General features: G+C 73.7%; 14 protein-coding genes. 8 read left to right on the top strand and 6 right to left on the bottom strand.

Features of this window, described 5'->3' with window-relative positions:
• Positions 1-71 precede the first annotated feature (71 nt).
• Both DQ392_RS06430 and DQ392_RS06425 read left to right on the top strand, forming a co-directional pair.
• Entirely contained in the window at positions 72-1,544 is a 1,473-nt protein-coding gene (locus DQ392_RS06430) for a lanthionine synthetase C family protein (RefSeq protein ID WP_181856299.1), read from the top strand.
• Positions 1,541-4,840 (top strand): lantibiotic dehydratase, encoded by a 3,300-nt coding sequence (locus DQ392_RS06425; protein WP_114014491.1) that lies wholly within the window; start codon positions 1,541-1,543, stop codon positions 4,838-4,840. Before DQ392_RS06430 ends, DQ392_RS06425 begins: the two co-directional genes overlap by 4 nt.
• A gap of 63 nt (positions 4,841-4,903) precedes the next feature.
• On the opposite strand, the gene DQ392_RS06420 is transcribed toward DQ392_RS06425, so the two are convergent.
• A complete protein-coding gene (locus tag DQ392_RS06420; protein ID WP_114014490.1) occupies positions 4,904-5,659 on the bottom strand; it encodes a dienelactone hydrolase family protein in 756 nt (251 codons plus the stop codon).
• A gap of 188 nt (positions 5,660-5,847) precedes the next feature.
• Positions 5,848-6,309, bottom strand: a complete 462-nt coding sequence (locus DQ392_RS06415) for a VOC family protein (RefSeq protein ID WP_114014560.1) — start codon at positions 6,307-6,309, stop codon at positions 5,848-5,850.
• Positions 6,310-6,453: 144 nt separating this feature from the next.
• On the opposite strand from DQ392_RS06415, the gene DQ392_RS06410 reads away from it, so the two are divergent.
• The 6 genes from DQ392_RS06410 to DQ392_RS06385 all read left to right on the top strand — a co-directional run bounded on the left by DQ392_RS06410 (position 6,454) and on the right by DQ392_RS06385 (position 14,861).
• Positions 6,454-7,776 (top strand): MFS transporter, encoded by a 1,323-nt coding sequence (locus DQ392_RS06410; RefSeq protein ID WP_245981216.1) that lies wholly within the window; start codon positions 6,454-6,456, stop codon positions 7,774-7,776.
• 14 nt (positions 7,777-7,790) lie between these two features.
• Positions 7,791-8,483: an ArsR/SmtB family transcription factor gene (locus DQ392_RS06405; RefSeq protein ID WP_114014489.1), complete on the top strand. Its 693-nt coding sequence runs from the start codon at positions 7,791-7,793 to the stop codon at positions 8,481-8,483.
• Positions 8,484-8,740: 257 nt separating this feature from the next.
• Positions 8,741-9,493, top strand: a complete 753-nt coding sequence (locus DQ392_RS06400) for a GntR family transcriptional regulator (protein ID WP_114014488.1) — start codon at positions 8,741-8,743, stop codon at positions 9,491-9,493.
• Between the two features lie 193 nt (positions 9,494-9,686).
• Positions 9,687-9,890: a DUF2188 domain-containing protein gene (locus DQ392_RS06395; protein WP_181856298.1), complete on the top strand. Its 204-nt coding sequence runs from the start codon at positions 9,687-9,689 to the stop codon at positions 9,888-9,890.
• A 114-nt stretch (positions 9,891-10,004) separates the two neighbouring features.
• Positions 10,005-12,596: a SpoIIE family protein phosphatase gene (locus tag DQ392_RS06390; RefSeq protein WP_245981215.1), complete on the top strand. Its 2,592-nt coding sequence runs from the start codon at positions 10,005-10,007 to the stop codon at positions 12,594-12,596.
• Between the two features lie 282 nt (positions 12,597-12,878).
• A complete protein-coding gene (locus DQ392_RS06385; protein ID WP_114014485.1) occupies positions 12,879-14,861 on the top strand; it encodes an ATP-binding SpoIIE family protein phosphatase in 1,983 nt (660 codons plus the stop codon).
• Positions 14,862-14,985: 124 nt separating this feature from the next.
• On the opposite strand, the gene DQ392_RS06380 is transcribed toward DQ392_RS06385, so the two are convergent.
• The 4 genes from DQ392_RS06380 to DQ392_RS06365 form a co-directional block, all read right to left on the bottom strand.
• On the bottom strand, positions 14,986-15,774 hold the full coding sequence (locus DQ392_RS06380) for a succinate dehydrogenase/fumarate reductase iron-sulfur subunit (protein ID WP_114014484.1): 789 nt from the start codon (positions 15,772-15,774) through the stop codon (positions 14,986-14,988).
• Positions 15,771-17,768 (bottom strand): fumarate reductase/succinate dehydrogenase flavoprotein subunit, encoded by a 1,998-nt coding sequence (locus DQ392_RS06375; protein WP_114014483.1) that lies wholly within the window; start codon positions 17,766-17,768, stop codon positions 15,771-15,773. Before DQ392_RS06375 ends, DQ392_RS06380 begins: the two co-directional genes overlap by 4 nt.
• Positions 17,769-17,794: 26 nt before the next feature.
• Positions 17,795-18,646, bottom strand: a complete 852-nt coding sequence (locus DQ392_RS06370; protein ID WP_425470489.1) for a hypothetical protein — start codon at positions 18,644-18,646, stop codon at positions 17,795-17,797.
• A gap of 73 nt (positions 18,647-18,719) precedes the next feature.
• A complete protein-coding gene (locus DQ392_RS06365) occupies positions 18,720-19,007 on the bottom strand; it encodes a hypothetical protein (RefSeq protein WP_114014481.1) in 288 nt (95 codons plus the stop codon).
• Between the last annotated feature and the right edge of the window lie 52 nt (positions 19,008-19,059).

Here is a 19,059-nt window from a genome sequence, read left to right as displayed (position 1 = left end):
GGGGCGGCCGCGCGCTGTCGAGGGGCGAAAGAGAGAACGGCGGAACCATGGAATCCCGTTCCGTGGGGAAAGTGACCGACGACGAGGTTCTGCGGCTGGCGCGTGAAGTGGCCGACCGGCTCCTGGAGTCGGCCGGCGACGCCGCGGGGAAAGCCGATCTCGCCGACGGTGCCCCCGGCATCGCGCTCGCTCTCCGGTACGCCGCCGAAGTCTTCGACGACAGCCGCTACTTCACCGCGGGCAGGATCCATTTGCGGCGCACCGCCGAGGCGAGTGCCACCGCTCCCTTGCAGGCGCCCGGTCTCTACCTCGGCACCGCGGGCGTCGTCTGGGCGGTGACCGAGTACGCCCGCATGGAGCCCCGCTACCTCCCCACGCTCGCCACGATGACCGACCGGCTCGCCCGGCAGACGCTGGCGATCACGCTCCACACCGCAGCGGGGAGCGTCGCCTCACACGACTACGACGTCATCGGAGGCGCGGCGGGCTGGCTCGCCGCGCTCCTCAAGGCAGCGGACGTGCTCGGCGGGCGCGCGACGGACGCGGTCGGTCAGGCCACGGACCGCCTCGTCGACTACCTGGTGGAGCTGACCCGGGATGACGGCGGCCCGCTCAGATGGTTCTGCGCGCCCTCCCACTTTCCCAGCATTCCGGGCCCCGACGGAGAGCCGACGCCCCTTCCCGGGTACGTGAAGAACTTTCCCGACGGCGTCTACAACCTGGGGTTCGCCCACGGGCCGCCGGGCATTCTCGCCGCCCTGAGCCGCCCCGACATCGCCGAGGCGCCCGGCAGCACGGCGGACCCGGTGGCCGGCTCCGCAGCCGGCACCACGGACTCCGAGAGCGGCTCCGCGGACCCGGCCGCCGCGCGGCCCCACCGGGTGCGGCAGGGGGTCCGCGCTCTCGCCCGGACGCTCGATGCGCTGCGCATCGACGGTCTGGACTACCCCGCGTGGGCCAACCTCCTGCTGCCCCACCCGGACTCGCGCCGCCCCGACACCGGTGCTGCGCAGGTGCCGGCCAGGAGCGCGTGGTGCTACGGACCGCCCGGTGTCGCCGCGTCCCTGCTGTCGGCCTCGTCGGCCTGCGGTGACCCGGAGCCGACCGACCTCGCGGTGGCCACGCTCCTCGGCCTCGAACGCACCCCCGCCGAGCAGCAGCGCGTCAACTCGCCCACGCTGTGCCACGGGCTGGCGGGGCTGGTGACCGTCTACGGCCGTGCCGCCGCACAGACCGGTGTGCCGGAACTGTTCCACATGCACGAGCGGTTCCTGTCGCGGATGTGCTCGTTCGCGGACGAGGACCATCCCTACCTCTTCCCTGACTACGACCCGTGGGGAAAGCAGGAGCACAGCGCCGGATTGCTGAACGGTGCGGCGGGGGTGCTGCTCGCCCTCCTGGGCGCCGTGTCCGAGGCGGCGGCAGGGTGGGACGAACTGCTGTTCCTGACCCCCAGGCTCCCGCGCGCAGACGCACCGCGCGCAGACGCACCGGGTGGGGCCGGGGCGGAGACGAGACAGGACCGGGGCATGGGGGAGACGTGAGCGAAGCGGCCGACACCTACGAGACCTGCGGGTTCTTCATGCTCAGGGCGCCTGCCCTGCCCGCACGCCCGCTGCTGGATGTGTTCGGGTCGCTGCCGGCGGACGCCGAGACCCTGCGTACGGGCGCCTGGCAGGACAACTACGCGGAGCAGCTCCTCAAGCTGTGGTGGGCCCCGGGCGTGCGGGACGCCGTGCGGGCCGCCTCGCCCGACCTGGCGGACGCCGTCGAGCGGTTCGACACCCTCACCGGCAAGAGCCGGCGCAAGGCCGTGCGCGGTCTTGGCCGTTATCTGAACCGGATGAGCTTCAGGTCGACACCGTTCGGCCTGTTCGCGGGCGTGACCACCGGCGTGTTCGGCGCCGAGCAGCGCACCCGGCTCGGGCACGGCGCCCTCGGCAGGGCCCGCGCACGCGCGGACTCCGGGTGGGTCATGCACCTGGTGAAGCGGCTCGCCTTCGGTGCGGAGCGCTCCCGCGACGACCTGCGGGTGCGGCGCAACGACCTGCTCCACGTCTCGCGCGGCCGGGTGTGGCTGTCCACCGCCGAGGGCTACGGACTCAACGAGGACGCCGGGGCCGCCCGGACCGCCGCGCACGGCGACGAGCAGCGCCCCACCCCCAGGGGCCGGCGCTCCGTCAGCGTGCGGCTCACCGCGCCGATACGCTCCGTACTCGACCTCGCCCGTACGCCGACGACGCTCGGCGAACTGACCGCCGCGCTCACCGAGACCTATCCGCGGGCCGGTGCCGAGCGCGTCGCGGCCCTGCTCGACGGCCTCTTCGACAGCGACATCCTCATCACCGTCGAGCGCCCCCGGCTGCTGGTCCCCCACGCCGCCGGCAACGACTCACTGCTGCGCTCGGTGCTTTTGCCCGTCACCGAGCCCGCCGTGGCGCGGGCGATCGACGGGGTGGAGGCCGCCGTCAACGCCTTCAACCGGGGTGAGATCCCGGCACGCGGTCTGCTCGGGGCGGCGAGCGCGCCGATGCCCGAGGCCGTCGGCGGCCACATGGGCCCGACGCTCCAGATCGACGCGGCGCTGAACCGCGACGGGTCCCTGGTCCTTCCACGGGCCGTGGCGGACCTGGCCGAAGAGGCCGCCCGCGTGCTGCTGCGCGTGGGCGCGGAGGACCGTTACCCGCCGCATCTCAAGGAGTACGCCGACGCCTTCGCCGAGCGGTACGGCCACCGCTCCGAGATCCCGTTGCTGGAGGCGCTGACCCCCGAGACCGGTCTCGGCCCGCCGCGCAGGTACCGCTCGCCGGGGCAGGCGTACCCGCTGCCCGGTGTCGTGCCGGAGCCCGTCGACCTGTCGGACCGGCCCGCGGGGCCGACACGGAAGGCCGTGCTGGACCGGCTGGTCGCCGGTGCGCTGGCCCGCCGGGAGCGGGCCGTCCAGCTCGACGACCGGCTGCTGGAGGAGCTGGCGGAGGTCTCGGCGCCGAAGGACGACCACAGGCCGCCGATGCCCCTCATCGACCTGCACCTCACGCTTGTGGCACCGGGCCCGGGTCGTGAGCACTGGCGTGCCGTCTGCGGCACCGCCGGGGTGGTGCCGGGCGGCCGGACCTTCTCCCGCTTCCACGATCTCCTCGACGACGGGGCCCAGGCGTCGCTGCGTCAGCTGGCCGCCGCCGAGGAGACGCGGCAGGGCGACGCCGTCTGCGCCGAGCTGTCCTCCCTGCCGCAGGACGCCCGCTCCATCAACGTCTCGATCCGCCCCACCGCACACACGTGGGAGCTGCCGGTCAACGTCACGCCCGGCCGGGACGAGGACCGGGTGATCCGGCTGGACGACGTCCTCGTCGGCGTGGCCGAGGGGAAGCTCTACCTGCGCAGCCGCATGCTGGGCCGGCGTCTGCACGTCACCGACCGCACGATGCTCAACTGGGCGGGCGCCCCCGACCCCTGCCGGTTCCTGCTGGAGGTCTCCCAGTCCCTCTCCCGCACGGTCTCGTGGTTCAGCTGGGACGCGCTGAGCTGGACCATGCCGTTCCTGCCCCGCGTCGAACGGGGCGATGTGGTGCTGCGCCGGGCGCGGTGGCGGCTGCGGGCGGAAGAGTTCCCGCCGTCCACCGGCGGCGACGGGGACGGGGACGGACTGGCGGCGTTCGCCGACGCCTTCGGCGCCTGGGCGCAGACGTGGATGGTGCCCCGGCTGGTCAACATCGCCAGCAGCGACAACACCCTGCTGCTCGACCTCACCAGCGCCCCCTGCCTGCGCGAGCTGCGCGACAGCCTGGAGCGGGCGCCGGAGGACGGGCTCGTCCTGGAGGAGGTACTGCCCGCACCCGGGGAGGGCTTCTTGCGGGACGCCGACGGCGAACCGTACGCCTCCGAGGTCGTGGTGCCCCTCGTGCGGACCGGCCAGGACCCGGGCCGGGTGGCCCGGCACATACGGCCCCGTAAGGCCGCGGACACCGCCGAGGAGCCCGGTGCACGGGTCAAGCGCGTCGGCAGCGACTGGCTGGCCGTCAAGCTCTACGCCGAACCGGACGCGCACGACACGCTGCTGGGCGTGGGCCTGGCCGGTCTCACCCGGCGGCTGTCCGAACGGTACGGCGTGGCGGCGCCGTTCTTCCTGCGCTACGGCGATCCGGCCCCTCACCTGCGGGTACGGTTCTTCGTGCCCGACCAGGACACGCGGGCGGACGTCCTGGGCGAGGTCACCGCCTGGGCGTACGACCTCGCCGGCGGCGGGCACATCACGGACCACACCTACGTCACCTACCGGCGCGAGGTCGAGCGGTACGGCGGCCCCCAACTGATCGCCGACGCCGAGGAGTTCTTCCGGCAGGACAGTGCGGCCGTCGTCCAGCTCCTCGCGGACCTGCGCGCCTCACCGACCGGCCTGCCGGGGCTGCCGCACCTCGGTCTTGACGCGTCCCGGGAACGTGCCGCGCTGGTCGCCCTCACCCTCGATGGGCTGTGCGCCCTCCTGGTCCCCGAGCCCGAGGCGCGCCACGCACTCGCCCGGCTCGCGGCGTCGCGCAACGCCGGAGGCGGCCTGTACCGGAGGGCCGGGCGCGGCCTGTGGGCCGCCCGTACGGAGGACGGTCCGGCCCGCGCACTGCTGGACCGGGCCGCTGCCGCGTGGCGCCCGGCCGCGGAGCGGCTCACCCGCCGGATGACCGAGCTGGAGCGGGACGGCGCGCTCCAGGCGGACCGCGGCGACATCGTGCTGGCCGCGCTGCACATGCACTGCAACCGCATGGGGCTGCGTCCCGCGGAGGAGGCGGACTCCTACGGGGTGTGGCGACGCCTCCTCGACCGGGCCGCGCACGCACCGCGCTGAGCGCGTCCGCGGGTGGGCTCCGGGCTCACCCGCGGACGGCCGTCGCAGTCCTGCGGACGGCTGTCACAGGGTCCTGCGGAACAGGTCGAGGAGGGCTTCCCAGTGGCGTTCCTCCGCCGCCGGATCGTGGGCGGCGGTGTCGGACTGGGTGAAGCCGTGCGGGGCGCCCTCGTAGACCTCGGCGCGGTGGCGGACGCCCGCGGAGGTGAGCGTGCGCTCCAGGAGCTCGATCTGCTCGGGCGGCATGCCGGGGTCCTGGTCCGCGTGCCCGAAGTAGAGCTCCGCGGTGATCCGGTCGGCCGACAGGTGCGGGCTGTCGGGGGCGTCGGTGGCCAGGTTCGCGGCGTGGAAGCCCGCGGCGGCGGCGACCCGGCCGGGGTGGGCGCCGGCCGTGCGCAGGGCCAGCGCCGCGCCCATGCAGTAGCCCGTCACCCCCACGGGCCCTTCGGCCGCCTGTGCGAGCCCGGCGAGGTACCGCAGGTACGCGTCGGCGTCCCGCGTGGCGTTCTGGGGCGTCAGCGTCTGGAAGGCCGGCCCCAGGTCCCTGAAGAGGTCGGGGCGCTGCGCCGGGTCGATGAAGTCGGGCAGCTCGACGACGGGAGCGCGCCCGGTGCGGTAGAAGACGTTCGGGACCAGCACCGTGTACCCGGCCGCGGCCAGCCGGTCGGCGAACGCCCGCAGAGCCGGGCGGATCCCGAAGGCGTCCATGTAGAGGAGAACCGCCGGGTGCGGGGCTTCGCCCCGGGGGTGCACGAGGTAGGCATCGGCGGTGCCGTCCCGCGTCGGGATGTCGACGGTGCTTCCGCTCACGGTGGTCATGGTCCCTGTCTCCTCCTCGCTCACGCGTGAGCCCCCGGGGGCCCGCGCCGTTCCGTGCGCCGCTGTTCCCTCGGGCGGGTACGCAGCGGGCTCGCAGCCGTACGGTACGCCGTGGCCCGCGGCCGGCCCGGGTGGCGGGGGTGCACTCCTCGCCTCGGCCGAACGCCGCGCGCGCCCCCGGGCGTTGCTCAGCGGCGAGCGTCCGGTACCGGGTCGCGGCCGAAGACCCAGGGGGCGAGGACGAGCTGCCAGCCGTCCGGGTCCGCGAAGACGGTGGCGCCGTGGGTGGGCCAGTACGGGTTGGTGGCGGTGACGGGACGGTGGCCGCGGGAGGCGAGGTGTGCCGCCGCCCGGTCGTGGGCCGCGCGGTCCTCCAGGTAGAGGACCAGCTGGTTCTCGGGGTGGGGCTCGGGGATGCGGGGCGGGGCGCCGTGCTGGGTGAGCTCCATGTGGACGGGGGTGCCGGGGAGGCCGAGGACGAGGCCGTCGTAGCCGGAGTGGTCGCGCCACTCGGCGAGGACGGGCAGGCCGAGGTCGTCGACGTAGAAGGCCCGTACGGCGTCGAAGCGTGCCGTCGGGCGGGCGAAACGGACCGCGCCGGCGGCCAGATGGTCCGGCCAGCTGTGGCGGGTCGGGGTCGGGGTGCTCATGGGGTCCACGGTGACAGGCGCGGCGCGCGGGGGCCTCCGTCCACCGGGCGGGCCCGTCTCCGTCCTGGGGCGGAGGGCCTTCTCCGTCCGCGACCCCAAAAGAAGTGTTTGACGGTGCAGGGTCGCGTGCCGCACACTCACCGCGTGACTCCTCCCGCCTCCTCGCGGCCCCGTGGCCGGGGCGCCGACAGCGCGCAACGCCTCCCGCTGCGCGCCCTGATGCGGCGGCGCGGTTTCCGCGGGCTCGCGTCGGGGCGTGCCCTCACGTACTTCGGCAACGCGATGGCGCCCGTCGTCCTCGCCTTCGCCGTCTTGGACATGGGCGGTTCCGCCGTCGACGTGGGCCTCGTCGTCGGTGCCCGCTCGGTCAGCAACGTCGTGCTGCTGCTGTTCGGCGGGCTGCTCGCCGACCGGCTGCCCCGGGCGCTCGTCCTCCAGGGCGCCGCACTCGCCGCCGCGCTGGTGCAGAGCGGTGTGGGGCTGGCCCTGCTGGCGGGCCGGGCGCCCATGGGGGCGCTGCTGGTCCTCAGCGTGGTGCAGGGGGCGGTGGCGGCCGTCTCCGTCCCGGCCTCGGCCGCGCTGATTCCGCTCACCGTCCCCGCCGACGAACTGCGGCCCGCCAACGCGCTCTCCCGGATGGGGGTCAACGCCGGGATGATCGCCGGCACCTCGCTGGGCGGGCTGCTGGCCGCCGTCGCGAGCCCGGGGTGGGGAATGGTGCTCGACGGGGCGGCCTTCGCGGGCGCGTCCCTCGCCTTCCGCCTGGCCGGACGGGAACGCGCGTCCGTGCGGGAGCAGACCGGTACGGTCGCCGCGCCCGCGCGCCCGTGGCGGGAGCTGCGCGAGGGGTGGAAGGAGTTCGTCTCACGCACCTGGGTGTGGGTGGTGGTGCTCCAGTTCTTCGTGGTGAACGCCGTCGCGGCCGGGGGCATCCAGGTCCTGGGGCCGACCGTCGCCGACGCGACGTTCGGGCGCACGGCGTGGGGCTTCGTTTTGGCCACCCAGATGGCCGGGGCGCTGGCCGGCGGGGTGCTGGTGGCGCGCTCCAGGGCGCGGCACGCCCTGCGGCTCGGCGTGGCGGTGGTCGTGCTGGACGCGCTGCCGCTCGTCGCGCTCGCGCAGTCGGCGGACGTGGCCGTGCTGGTGGTGGCGATGTTCATCAACGGCATCGCCATCGAGCAGTTCGGCGTCGCCTGGGACCTCTCGCTCCAGGAGAACGTGCCCCAGGAGAGACTGGCACGCGTCTACTCCTACGACGCGCTCGGCTCGACCCTCGCCCTTCCCGTGGGGGAGATGGCCGCCGGACCCTTCGCCGAACGCTTCGGAGTGCGGCCCACGTTGCTGTGCGGGGTCGCGCTCGTCACCCTGGCGACGGTGGGCGCCCTGTGCAGCCGCCAGGTGCGGGGGCTGACGACGGGGCAGTCGCGCCCGGCGGCCGGGCCGCCCGTGGTGGAGACGCGGGCCTGAGGGAGACTGGCGCGATGTCCTCTCGTCCCCGCGGCGGTGCGCGGCCCGGCCCCGAGGCCGCCCAGGTGCCTCCGGCCGCCGCCCCCGCTGCGGACCCGGCTTCTCACGCGCCGGCGGGCGCCGCGGTCGCGGATCTGCGGGTGCTCGCCCACCCGTTGCGGCTGCGGCTGCTCTCCCTGCTGACGGGCCAGTCCTACAGCGCCGCCGAGGCGGCGCGGGTCCTGGGCCAGTCCCAGGCCAACGTCAGCTACCACCTGCGCAGGCTGCACACGGCGGGGCTCGTCGAGGCGGCGGGCGAGGTCGAGGTCCGTGGGGGTACGGCCAAGCGGTACCGCCACGACCCCGACAGCGGTGACCGGCTCGGCGCCGCCGGGGGAGTCGGCACCTATCTGGCGCTCTCCGGCACCCTCGGCGAGGAGTTGCGCCGGCGTACGGCGCAGCGCGACACCTCCGTGCCGGGCGAGATGACGGACGCCGAGGTCTGGCTGCCCGGGCAGGTGTGGGAGGACGTGCGCGAGCGCGCCAGGGCGCTGGGCGGAGTCCTCCACGACCAGGCCCTCCCGCCGGGCACGGAGGGGGCGGTACGGGTCAGCGCGACGATGGTGCTGTTCGCGATGGAGCCCGCCGGGGAGGCGGAGACGGGCGGGGAGACGAAGACCGCGGGGGAGGGGGCGTCCGGAGCGGGCGGTCACGGCGCGGAGTCCTGACGGGCGGGCCGGGCGGGCCGGAGTGGACGGGCGGGCGGGTGCCTGTCGTGTGCCGGCTGTGCATGCCGATCGGATGTGCCCCGGATATGCCCGTGGCGTCGAATGTGTGGGCCCTGAGCAGGGTCTCATCACATCGGGTGAAACTTTGGCCGACCGTTGCGGCCAACAACCCTCTGTTGCCAAGCTGTTGCTGACCGTCAGCATCACTCGCACGACCCAGCGTTCGCGCTGGCAGGCCGGAAACGGGGAGGGCACTCGTGCCATTCGGTGAACAGCCCGCGTATCTGCGGGTGGCCTCGGATCTGCGCAAGAAGATCTCCGACGGCTCCCTGCCGCCGCACGCCCGGCTCCCCTCGCAGGCCCGGATCCGTGAGGAGTACGGCGTCTCCGACACGGTCGCGCTGGAGGCCCGGAAGGTCCTGATGGCGGAGGGGCTGGTCGAGGGCCGCTCGGGCTCGGGCACCTATGTGCGGGAGTTGCCCTCGGCGCGCCGCGTCGCGCGTACGGGGTACCGGACCATGGAGGAGTGCACCCCCTTCCGCCAGGAGCAGTCCGACGAGCGGGTGCGGGGTACCTGGGAGTCGCGGAGCGAGCGGGAGGAGGCCTCCCACGAGACCGCCGAGCGGCTGTTCATCGAGCCGGGCGACAAGGTGATGCGCACGCGCTACGTCTTCCAGGTGGAGGGGGAGCCGGTGATGCTGTCCACCTCGTGGGAGCCACTGGCGCTCACGGGGCGGACGCCTGTGATGCTTCCGGAGGAGGGGCCGCTGGGCGGCCGGGGGGTGGTGGAGCGGATGGCGGCGATCGACCTGGTGGTCGACAACGTCACCGAGGAGGTCGGCTCCCGCCCCGGCAGGGCCGAGGAGATGGCCGCGCTCGGCGGGGTTCCGGGGCACGCGGTGCTGGTGGTGGCGCGGACGTACTTCGCGGGGAAGCGTGCCGTGGAGACGGCGGATGTGGTGGTGCCCGCCGACCGCTTCAAGCTGGCGTACCACCTGCCGGTGAGGTGACGCGTCACCTGCTCGGGGGGTGACGCCTTCCCGTGGGGGTGGGGGACGGTGAGGTGATGCGTCGCCCTCCGTCACCACCGGCGCTCCGCTGGGGTCGCCCGCGCGTCCGGCGAGGCGAACTGGTGGCCGAAAACGCTGGCCCTTTGTGCAAAGTCGAATGCGGTGCGTGAGGGTCGGGCGTAGGCTCCGGCATATGCAAAGTGTGAGCGGCGACAGTGAGGCGGTGCGGCCCTGGCGGCTCATACGCCAGGACTGCCACGGCAATCGCTACCGCGTCGGCAGCTACGCCACCCGGGCGGAGGCCCTGCACCTCGCCGAGCGGCTGGGGGAACGGGGTGACGGCTATCTGGTGGAGCACCAGCGGTCCGACGGGTCGGTCCAGGCGGTCAGCGGGTAGTCGTCGGCGCGAGTGTGGGTAGTTCTCCCACCTTGACCGGTTCTGCCCGGCCCTGAGTGGGGGAGGCCGACCGGCCGAGCCTGCCATCCGATCCCGACCGGGGATGTGGGCCGTGTGAGCACCGAACCCGCCGGCGGGGCGCGACGAGCGACCCCGCTTCTCGACACGCTGCGCATCGGGATCGTCATGCTCGACGGGCGGGGAGACGTGCTGGTGTGGAGCCCCGCGGTGCAGGAGATCCTGGGCTGGCCGGCCGAGGAGACGATCGGCCGCCCCATCGAGGAGCTCATCGTCAGCGGCGAGGAGGAACGCCGGGCCCGCGTGGAAGCGCTGCGGCGTACGCACACCTGGCGCGGCAACCTGAGCATGCGCCACCGGGACGGTTCCGTCGTCGAGGTCGAGGGCCGCGGCTCGCTGCTGCGGGACACCGAGCACCATCCGTTCGTCCTGGTCAACATCGTGGAGACCAGCCGCCTGCGGACCGTCGAGCACGAGCTGGCGGCGCTCGACGCCCTGTTCGCCTCCTCACCCCTGGGCATCGCCCTCTTCGACACGGAACGGCGCCTCGTGCGCTACAACGACGCGCTGCTGCGGCTGGTGGACGCCGCGGACACCGACCTGGTGGGCCGTACGGTCGAGGCGCTGCTGCCCGCCGCGATGGCCGAGGAGGTCATGCAGATCCAGACGGGCGTGCTGGAGACCGGCCGCTCCGTCGTCGACGTGGTGACCCCCTCGCTCGACGGCGGCGGTGCCCGCTCCGTCTCCTACGCCCGGCTGAGCGACCGCGGCGGCGAGGTGTTCGGGGTGAGCTGCACCGTCATGGACGTCACCGAGCGGCTGGAGGCGCTCGACAAGGCGGAGGCGGCGCGCGGCCGGCTCGCGCTGCTGGACCACCTTGGGGTGGCGCTGGGCGACCGGCTCGACGTCCGCGCGATCTCGGAGGCGGTCACCGGGGCGCTCGTGCCGCGCTTCGCCGACTACGCGGGCGTGCTGCTGCGCGGCGAGGTCGCGGCCGGGGGCGACCTGCCCGAGCCGGTCATCCCCGTGGGCACCCCGTTGCACATGCTGGGGTTCGCCGCCCGGCACGCGGGCGAGCGCGTGGAGCGGCTGCTGCGGCTCGGCAGCGAGATCGTCTACGCGCGCGACTCCCTGCTCGGGCGGGCGCTGGACAGCGGCGAGCCGCAGCTGGCGACCTCGCCCGAGGAGATCCTGCGCGCCAGCAGGGCGGGCGACCCCACGACGGACGCCACCTTGGATCTGGACGTGCACTCGCTGATGGCCGTCCCCCTGCGCGCCCGCGGCACCGGCCTCGGGCTGCTGGTCGTCAGCCGCGCAGAGAACCGGGACCCCTTCGTCGACGACGACCGGGCGCTCGCCGTCGAGCTGGCCGACCGCTCCGCCACCTTCCTCGACAACGCCCGGCTCTACGCGCGCGAGCGCGAGGGCGCGCTGATGCTGCAACGCAGCCTGCTGCCGCAGCACATCCCCGAGCCGCCGGGCGTGGTCCTCGCCTACCGCTACGTGCCCGGCAGCAGCGGCACGGAGGTGGGCGGCGACTGGTTCGACGTCATTCCGCTGCCGGGCGGGCGGGTCGCCTTCGTCGTGGGCGACGTGATGGGCCACGGGCTGCACTCGGCCGTCACCATGGGCCGGCTGCGCACCGCGGTCCGTACCCTGGCCGGGCTCGACCTGCCGCCCGACGAACTGCTCGCCCGGGTCAGCACCGTCGGCGACGACCTCTCCCACGGCCCCGACGAGCCGATGATGGCCACCTGCCTGTACGCCGTCTACGAGCCGGCGCCCACCTCGGCGGGCAAGCGGTGCGGAGTGCTCACCCTGGCCAGCGCGGGCCACGTGCCGCCACTGCTCGTCACGCCCGAGCCCGACGGCGGCTGCCGGGCGCGGCCCGTCGACGTCCCCTCGGGCACGCCCCTGGGAATCGGGCCGGCGCTGGACGGCTCCTGGGACCTGACGGAGGTGGAGATCGAGAAGGGCAGCGTGCTCGTCCTCTACACCGACGGGCTTGTCGAGAGCAGGGGTGCGGACATCACCGCGGGCATCGACCGGGTGTGCGGACTGCTGGCCGGCCCCTCCAGGTGCCGCGTGGAGCCGGAACCCGGCTTCTCGTGGGACGGGTCGGGCGGCTACGTCTCACCGGGGCCGGTCGAGGACACCGGGTGCGGCGGCATCGAGAACGCGTGCGACATCCTCATCTCGGCGCTGCGCGAACAGGGCGGCCCGGGCGACGGGCGGCTGAGCACCAGGGACGACGTGGCGCTGCTGATGGCGCGGCTCGGCGGACTGCCCGGCGACACCGCCGCCTCGTGGTCGTTCACCACCGGCGACTACGCGGTGCGGCGGGCGAGGGAAGCCGTACGGCGCACCCTGCACGAGTGGGGCCTGGCGGAGCTGGAGGACACCGGCGTACTGCTGGTGAGCGAACTGGTGACCAACGCGCTGCGGTACGCGCGCGGCCCGATCGGCGTCCGGATGGTGCGCGACACCGGGCAGCCCGCCGGGGCGCAGGGACGTGTGCTGGTCGTGGAGGTCTCCGACCCGATGCCCGAGCCGCCGCGCGAGCGGGTCGTCACCGAGGAGCAGGAGGGCGGCAGGGGCATCCAGCTGGTGGCCGGGCAGGCCCGCCGCTGGGGCACCCGGCACGGGCCGGAGGGCAAGACGGTCTGGTTCGAACTGCCGCTCGACTGAGTGCCCTCGACGAGTGAGGTGTGCTCCCAGGGGCCCGATGGCGCCGGGTGGCGCCGGGCGGGTACGCGGACGGCTCGCGAACCGTGCGGCATCCCAGGGTTCGAGACCCCGCTCGCTGGTTAGGAGACAGAGGTGGCCCCCGTGGACAGCGGGGGGTGTGCGCATGTTGCCTCGTCGCGGCAAGGAGACTTGTGGCGATCGGGAAGAGCGGGCTCCGGATTCCTCTCCGGGCTGCCAGACTGCTCGGACCTGGGGCGAGCACCGGCAGTGGAAGGGGCGGCATTGAGCGATATCCCGGTGGAGGCGGCCGGTAAGCAGGACGACGTACGTCGTGCCCTGGCTCTGCTGAACGCCGCAGGCGCGCGGATCGGCAACTCACTGGACTTGGAGACCACGGCCCGCGAACTGCTGGACGTGGCAGTGCCGCAGTTCTGCGACCTGGCCTCCGTCGATCTGTACGAGAGCGTGCTCGCGGGGGACGAACCCCGCCCCGTCGGACCGCCGGGCCCCGACGACGCCGACGGTTTCGGCGACGCGGGACCGGCCCGTGGCATCGGCGCCGCACCGGGCCACACCCCGCGCCCCGTGCTGCCCAGGCGGCGCCGGGAGCCCCTCGGCGCACCCCGCGGCGAACTGCGCAGAGTCGCCTTCGCCAGCGCCGTCGCCGACGCGCCCTACGCCCTCGCGCTGCCCGACGAGGAAGCCAGGAGAGGCGAGAGCGCGGCGGTCCGCTGCAACGGCAGCGGACCCGCGAGCGGCGCGCAGCCGGGACAGCCCGCCGAGGTCGGCTCCACCCACTGCTACGCCGAGCACTCGCCCTACGCCACCGCGCTGCGCACCGGGCGCGTGCAGAACATCCCGGGCCAGGACGGCAGCGTCCCCGCCCAGTTCGGCGCCGTCGTCCAGTCGACGCTCGCCGTGCCCATGGTCGCCAGGGACCGGGTGCTGGGGCTGGCGCAGTTCTCCCGGGCCAAGGGCAGCGAGCCCTTCGGGGAGCGGGACGGCGCGCTCGCCGCCGAACTGGCCGCCCGCGCCGCCGTCTGCATCGACAACGCGCGCCTCTACCGCAGGGAGCACGAACGCGCCCTCATACTGCAACGCAGCCTGCTGCCGCCGGGCGACCCGGAGGCGGCCGGACTGGAGATCGCCTGCCGCTACCTGCCGGGCAACCCGGCCACCGAGGTCGGCGGCGACTGGTTCGACGTCATCGAACTGCCGGGCCACCGCACCGCCATCGTCGTCGGCGACGTGATGGGCCGCGGGCTGCGCGCGGCCGTCGCCATGGGCGAACTGCGCACCGCCGTCCGCACGCTGGCGCTGACCGACATGGAGCCCGCCGAGGTCCTCGGCGCCCTCGACGAGATCGCCCGCGGCCTGGGCGACGCGCGCCGCCAGCAGCACACCCAGCGCGCCTACCGTGGCGCCGACGCCGATCTGTCCGAGGTCTACCTGGCCACCTGCATCTACGCCGTCTACGATCCGGTCTCGCGGCGCTGCACGTTCGCCAACGCCGGGCACCTGCCGCCCATTCTGCTGGAGCCCGCCGACGAGTCCGCGCTGCTGCTGGAGGTGCCCAAGGGGGTGCCGCTGGGGGTCGGTGGCGAGCCCTTCGAGGAGGTCGAGGTCGAACTCCCCGAGGGCGCCATGCTCGCGCTCTACACCGACGGTCTGGTCGAGTCCCGCGACCACCCGCTGGACGAGGGCCTCGACCGGTTCCGCTCGGCCCTCACCGACGCGGCCGAGCCGCTGGAGGACACCGCGGACCGAGTGCTGCGCACCCTCAACGTGCACCACGGCGAGGACGACATCGCGCTGCTGGTGGCACGGGTGCAGGGCCTGGACGGCGGCAGCGTGGGCGACTGGACGCTGCCGCCCGAGCCGCGCTCGGTCGCCCGCGCCCGCGAGCTGGCCCGCGAACAGCTGACCGCCTGGGACCTGGAAGCGCTCGGCGACACCACGGAGCTGCTGGTGAGCGAACTGGTCACCAACGCGCTGCGGTACGGCGAGGGCAACATCAGGCTGCGGCTGCTGCTGGAGCGCACGCTGGTGTGCGAGGTGTGGGACGCCGGGCAGGTGCAGCCGCGCCGCCGCCGCGCCCACGACACCGACGAGGGCGGCCGCGGCCTCCAACTGGTCGACCTGCTCAGCACGGGCTGGGGCAGCCGCCGCGTGCCCTCGGGCAAGGCCGTCTGGTTCCAGCTGCCCCGCCCCGAGTCGGGCGCCGTGGCCCCGGACCCGACCGAAGCGCTGCTCAACCTCTTCTGAGGGCTGTTTCGGGGGCGTGCCCGCCCAGGGCGGCCCACCGGGGCCGGCCGTCGGCTTCCTCGCGGCGCGCGCGGGGAGCTGACGGCCCCGGCCCCGGAGCGGCTGCCCGGGGCCGGACGGGACGTCATCCCCGCCGGCGGCGGATCTTGTCGCCGAGCCAGACCAGCGGATCGTACTTGCGGTCGGCGGCCCGCTCCTTGAGCGGGATGAGGGCATTGTCGGTGATGCGGATGGACTCCGGGCACACCTCGGTGCAGCACTTGGTGATGTTGCAGTAGCCGAGCCCGTGCTCGTCCTGGGCGGTGGACCTGCGGTCCAGGCCCTGCCGGTCGGCGGCGTCCAGCGGGTGCATGTCCAGTTCGGCGACCCGCATCAGGAAGCGCGGCCCGGCGAAGGCCGTCTTGTTCTCCTCGTGGTCGCGGACCACGTGGCAGGTGTCCTGGCACAGGAAGCACTCGATGCACTTGCGGAACTCCTGCGAGCGCCCGACGTCCTCCTGCTGCATCCGGTACTCACCGGGCGCCAGCTCCTGCGGCGGCACGAACGCGGGGACCTCGCGCGCCTTCTGGTAGTTGAACCCGACGTCGGTCACCAGGTCCCGCACCACGGGAAAGGCCCGCAGCGGGGTCACGGTGACCGTCTCGGCGCGGTCGAAGACCGACATGCGGGTCATGCACAGCAGCCGCGGCCGTCCGTTGATCTCGGCGCTGCACGAGCCGCACTTGCCCGCCTTGCAGTTCCAGCGCACCGCGAGGTCGGGTGCCTGGGTGGCCTGGAGGCGGTGGATGATGTCGAGGACGACCTCGCCCTCGTTGACCTCGACGGTGAAGTCCTCGAGACCGCCACCGTCCACATCGCCGCGCCAGACCTTGAAGTGCGCGTCGTAGCTCGTCGTGTCCGGTGCGGTAGTCACTCGCTCGTCAGCTCCTCGTCGGTCAGGTACTTGATCAACTCCTCCTTCTCGAACAGCTCAAGGAGGTCCTTGCGGATCGGGGGCATCTCGCGGCGGCGGAGGCTGATCCGCTCGGCGCGCTCGCCCCTGCCCTCGGCTGCCGCCTTGAGGGCGCAGACGAGGTTGGCGCGGCGCCACTCGCGGTCCATCTCCGGGTAGTCGTCGCGGGTGTGCCCGCCGCGCGACTCCGTGCGGTTGAGCGCGGCGCGGGCCACGCACTCGCTGACCAGCAGCATGTTGCGCAGGTCGAGGGCGAGGTGCCAGCCCGGGTTGAACTGCCGGTGGCCCTCCACCGTGGCGCGCCCGGCGCGCTCGCGCAGGTCGCCGAGGCGCTCCAGCGCCTCGGACATCTCCTCCTCGCGCCGGATGATGCCGACCAGCTCGTTCATGGACTGCTGGAGTTCCTGGTGGACGGCGTACGGGTTCTCCGCCGGGCGGCCCCCGCCGCGGGAGGCACCGGAGGCGTCTGTGGCCCCCGAGGCCCCGGCGGCACCCGGCTCCTGAGCCTCGCCGAACGGGCGCAGCGCCTCGGCCGCCGCCGCGTCGACCTGCTCCGCGCCGGCCGCCGGGCGCTCGTGAGCGCACGCGCGGGCGTACTCCGCCGCGTGCAGGCCGGCGCGCCGCCCGAAGACCAGCAGGTCGGACAGCGAGTTGCCGCCCAGCCGGTTGGAGCCGTGCATCCCGCCGGCGACCTCGCCCGCCGCGAAGAGCCCCGGTACGCCGCGCGCCGCCGCGGTGTCCGAGTCGACGTCCACGCCGCCCATGACGTAGTGGCAGGTGGGGCCGACCTCCATCGGCTCGGCGGTGATGTCCACGTCGGCGAGCTCGCGGAACTGGTGGTGCATCGAGGGCAGCCGCCGCTTGATCGTCTCGGCGGGCATCCGGGTGGAGACGTCCAGGAAGACGCCGCCGTGCGGGGAGCCGCGCCCGGCCTTGACCTCGGCGTTGATGGCGCGGGCCACCTCGTCGCGCGGCAGCAGCTCGGGCGGCCGGCGGTTGGTGTCCGGGTCCTCGTACCAGCCGTCGGCCTCCTGCTCGGACTCGGCGTACTTCTCCTTGAAGACGTCCGGCACGTAGTCGAACATGAACCGCTTGCCCTCGGAGTTGCGCAGCACCCCGCCGTCGCCGCGCACCGACTCGGTGACCAGGATGCCCTTCACCGACGGCGGCCAGACCATCCCGGTGGGGTGGAACTGCACGAACTCCATGTTGATCAGCGAGGCGCCGGCCAGCAGCGCCAGCGCGTGCCCGTCGCCGGTGTACTCCCAGGAGTTGGAGGTCACCTTGAACGACTTGCCGATGCCGCCGGTCGCCAGCACCACAGCGGGCGCCTCCAGCACGAAGAAGCGGCCGCTCTCCCGCTCGTAGCAGAAGGCGCCGCTCACTCTCGCGCCGTCGTCCCCGCCGTCGCCGTCCTCCTTCAGGATCCGCGTGACGGTGCACTCCTGGAAGACCTTGATGCGCGCCTCGTAGTCACCGCTCTCGTTGAAGTCCTCCTGCTGGAGGGAGACGACCTTCTGCTGGAGCGTACGGATCAGCTCCAGACCCGTACGGTCGCCGACGTGCGCGAGGCGCGGGTACTCGTGGCCGCCGAAGTTGCGCTGCGAGATCCGCCCGTCCTTCGTACGGTCGAACAGCGCCCCCCAGGTCTCCAGCTCCCACACGCGGTCGGGGGCCTCGCGGGCGTGCAGCTCGGCCATCCGCCACTGGTTGAGGAACTTGCCGCCGCGCATCGTGTCGCGGAAGTGGACCTGCCAGTTGTCGCCGTCGTTGACGTTGCCCATGCTGGCGGCGATGCCGCCCTCGGCCATCACCGTGTGGGCCTTGCCGAACAGGGACTTGCAGATCACCGCGGTGCGCAGCCCCCTCTCGCGCGCCTCGATCGCGGCGCGCAGCCCGGCGCCGCCCGCGCCGATGATGACGACGTCCCACTGGTGGCGTTCGACGTGTGCCATGTCGCTGTATTCCCTCTCACATCTCTTCAGAAGAAGCGCGGGTCGGTGAACGCGCCGGTGGCCAGCAGGTAGACGTAGAAGTCCGCGAGCGCCACGCTGATCAACGAGGCCCAGGCGAGCAGCATGTGCCGCTCGTTGAGCTTTCCGACCCAGCCCCACATGCGGTAGCGCACCGGGTGCTTGGAGAAGTGCCGCAGCCTGCCGCCCACGATGTGACGGCAGGAGTGGCACGAGAGGGTGTACGCCCAGATCAGCACGATGTTGACGAGGAAGACCAGGGTGCCCAGGCCCATGTGCCCCCACGCGTACTCCGCGTCGCGGAAGCCGAGCAGGGTGTCCCAGGTGAGGACCACCGCGACGAGCAGCGCCGCGTAGAAGAAGTAGCGGTGGATGTTCTGCAGGATCAGCGGGAAGCGGGTCTCGCCGGTGTACGTCTTGTGCGGCTCGGCCACCGCGCAGGCCGGGGGAGAGGCCCAGAACCCGCGGTAGTAGGCCTTGCGGTAGTAGTAGCAGGTGAGCCGGAAGCCCAGCGGGAAGACCAGGATGAGCAGCGCGGGCGAGAGCCCCCACCACTGGCCGAACAGGCCCCAGTTGGGTCCGCCCTTCATCGTCGCGCAGTTGTCCGCCAGGCACGGCGAGTAGAACGGCGAGACGTAGGGCGCGTGGTAGTAGTCGGCGCCCGCGAACGCGCGCCAGGTGGAGTAGACGACGAACGCCAGCAGCCCCAGCACGGTGACCGCGGGCGCCAGCCACCAGCGGTCCTTGCGCAGGTGCGGCGCGGCGATGGCGGCGCGCGTGCTCCCGCGTACGCCGGTGGCTTGGGGGCCCACGGTCTGTCGGGGCCCCGTGTTCTGTCGGGGTTCGGTGCCAGTGGCCAACGGAATCTCCGGAAGAGACGACGGGGATCAGGGCGGCAAGGGCCTGCCGTGCGAACTCGCAGTATCCATCGAGTCACGGTGCGTGCCGGTCGCGCGCCCCCAGCCCCTCGTCGTCGGCGTCCGTCCACAGGCCGGGGTCGTAGGGCTGGTCGGAAATCGTCACCATCTCGGCGCGCGGCGCACCGGGCTCCCGCGGCGCGGTGGCTCTCAACAGGGAGAGCGACTCCCGCAGGTGCTCGGTGTCGCTGCGCATCCGCCGGATCTCCAGCCCGCTGCCGACGTGCTGTTCGAGTCGGCTGACGCAGCGTGCGAGATCGTCCAGACAGCGCTGAGCGTCCGTCAGTTCATCGTGCAGAGACATGAGTTGCCCACCTCCGCTGGGTGGCGGCCGGCTTGGTCCATGCGCCTGGCGA

This window comes from Streptomyces reniochalinae, assembly GCF_003323735.1.
In the GTDB taxonomy this organism is placed as follows: Bacteria; Actinomycetota; Actinomycetes; order Streptomycetales; family Streptomycetaceae; genus Streptomyces; species Streptomyces reniochalinae.
Note: the sequence above shows the minus strand (reverse complement) of the source record. Positions and strands in the feature narration are given on the sequence as shown.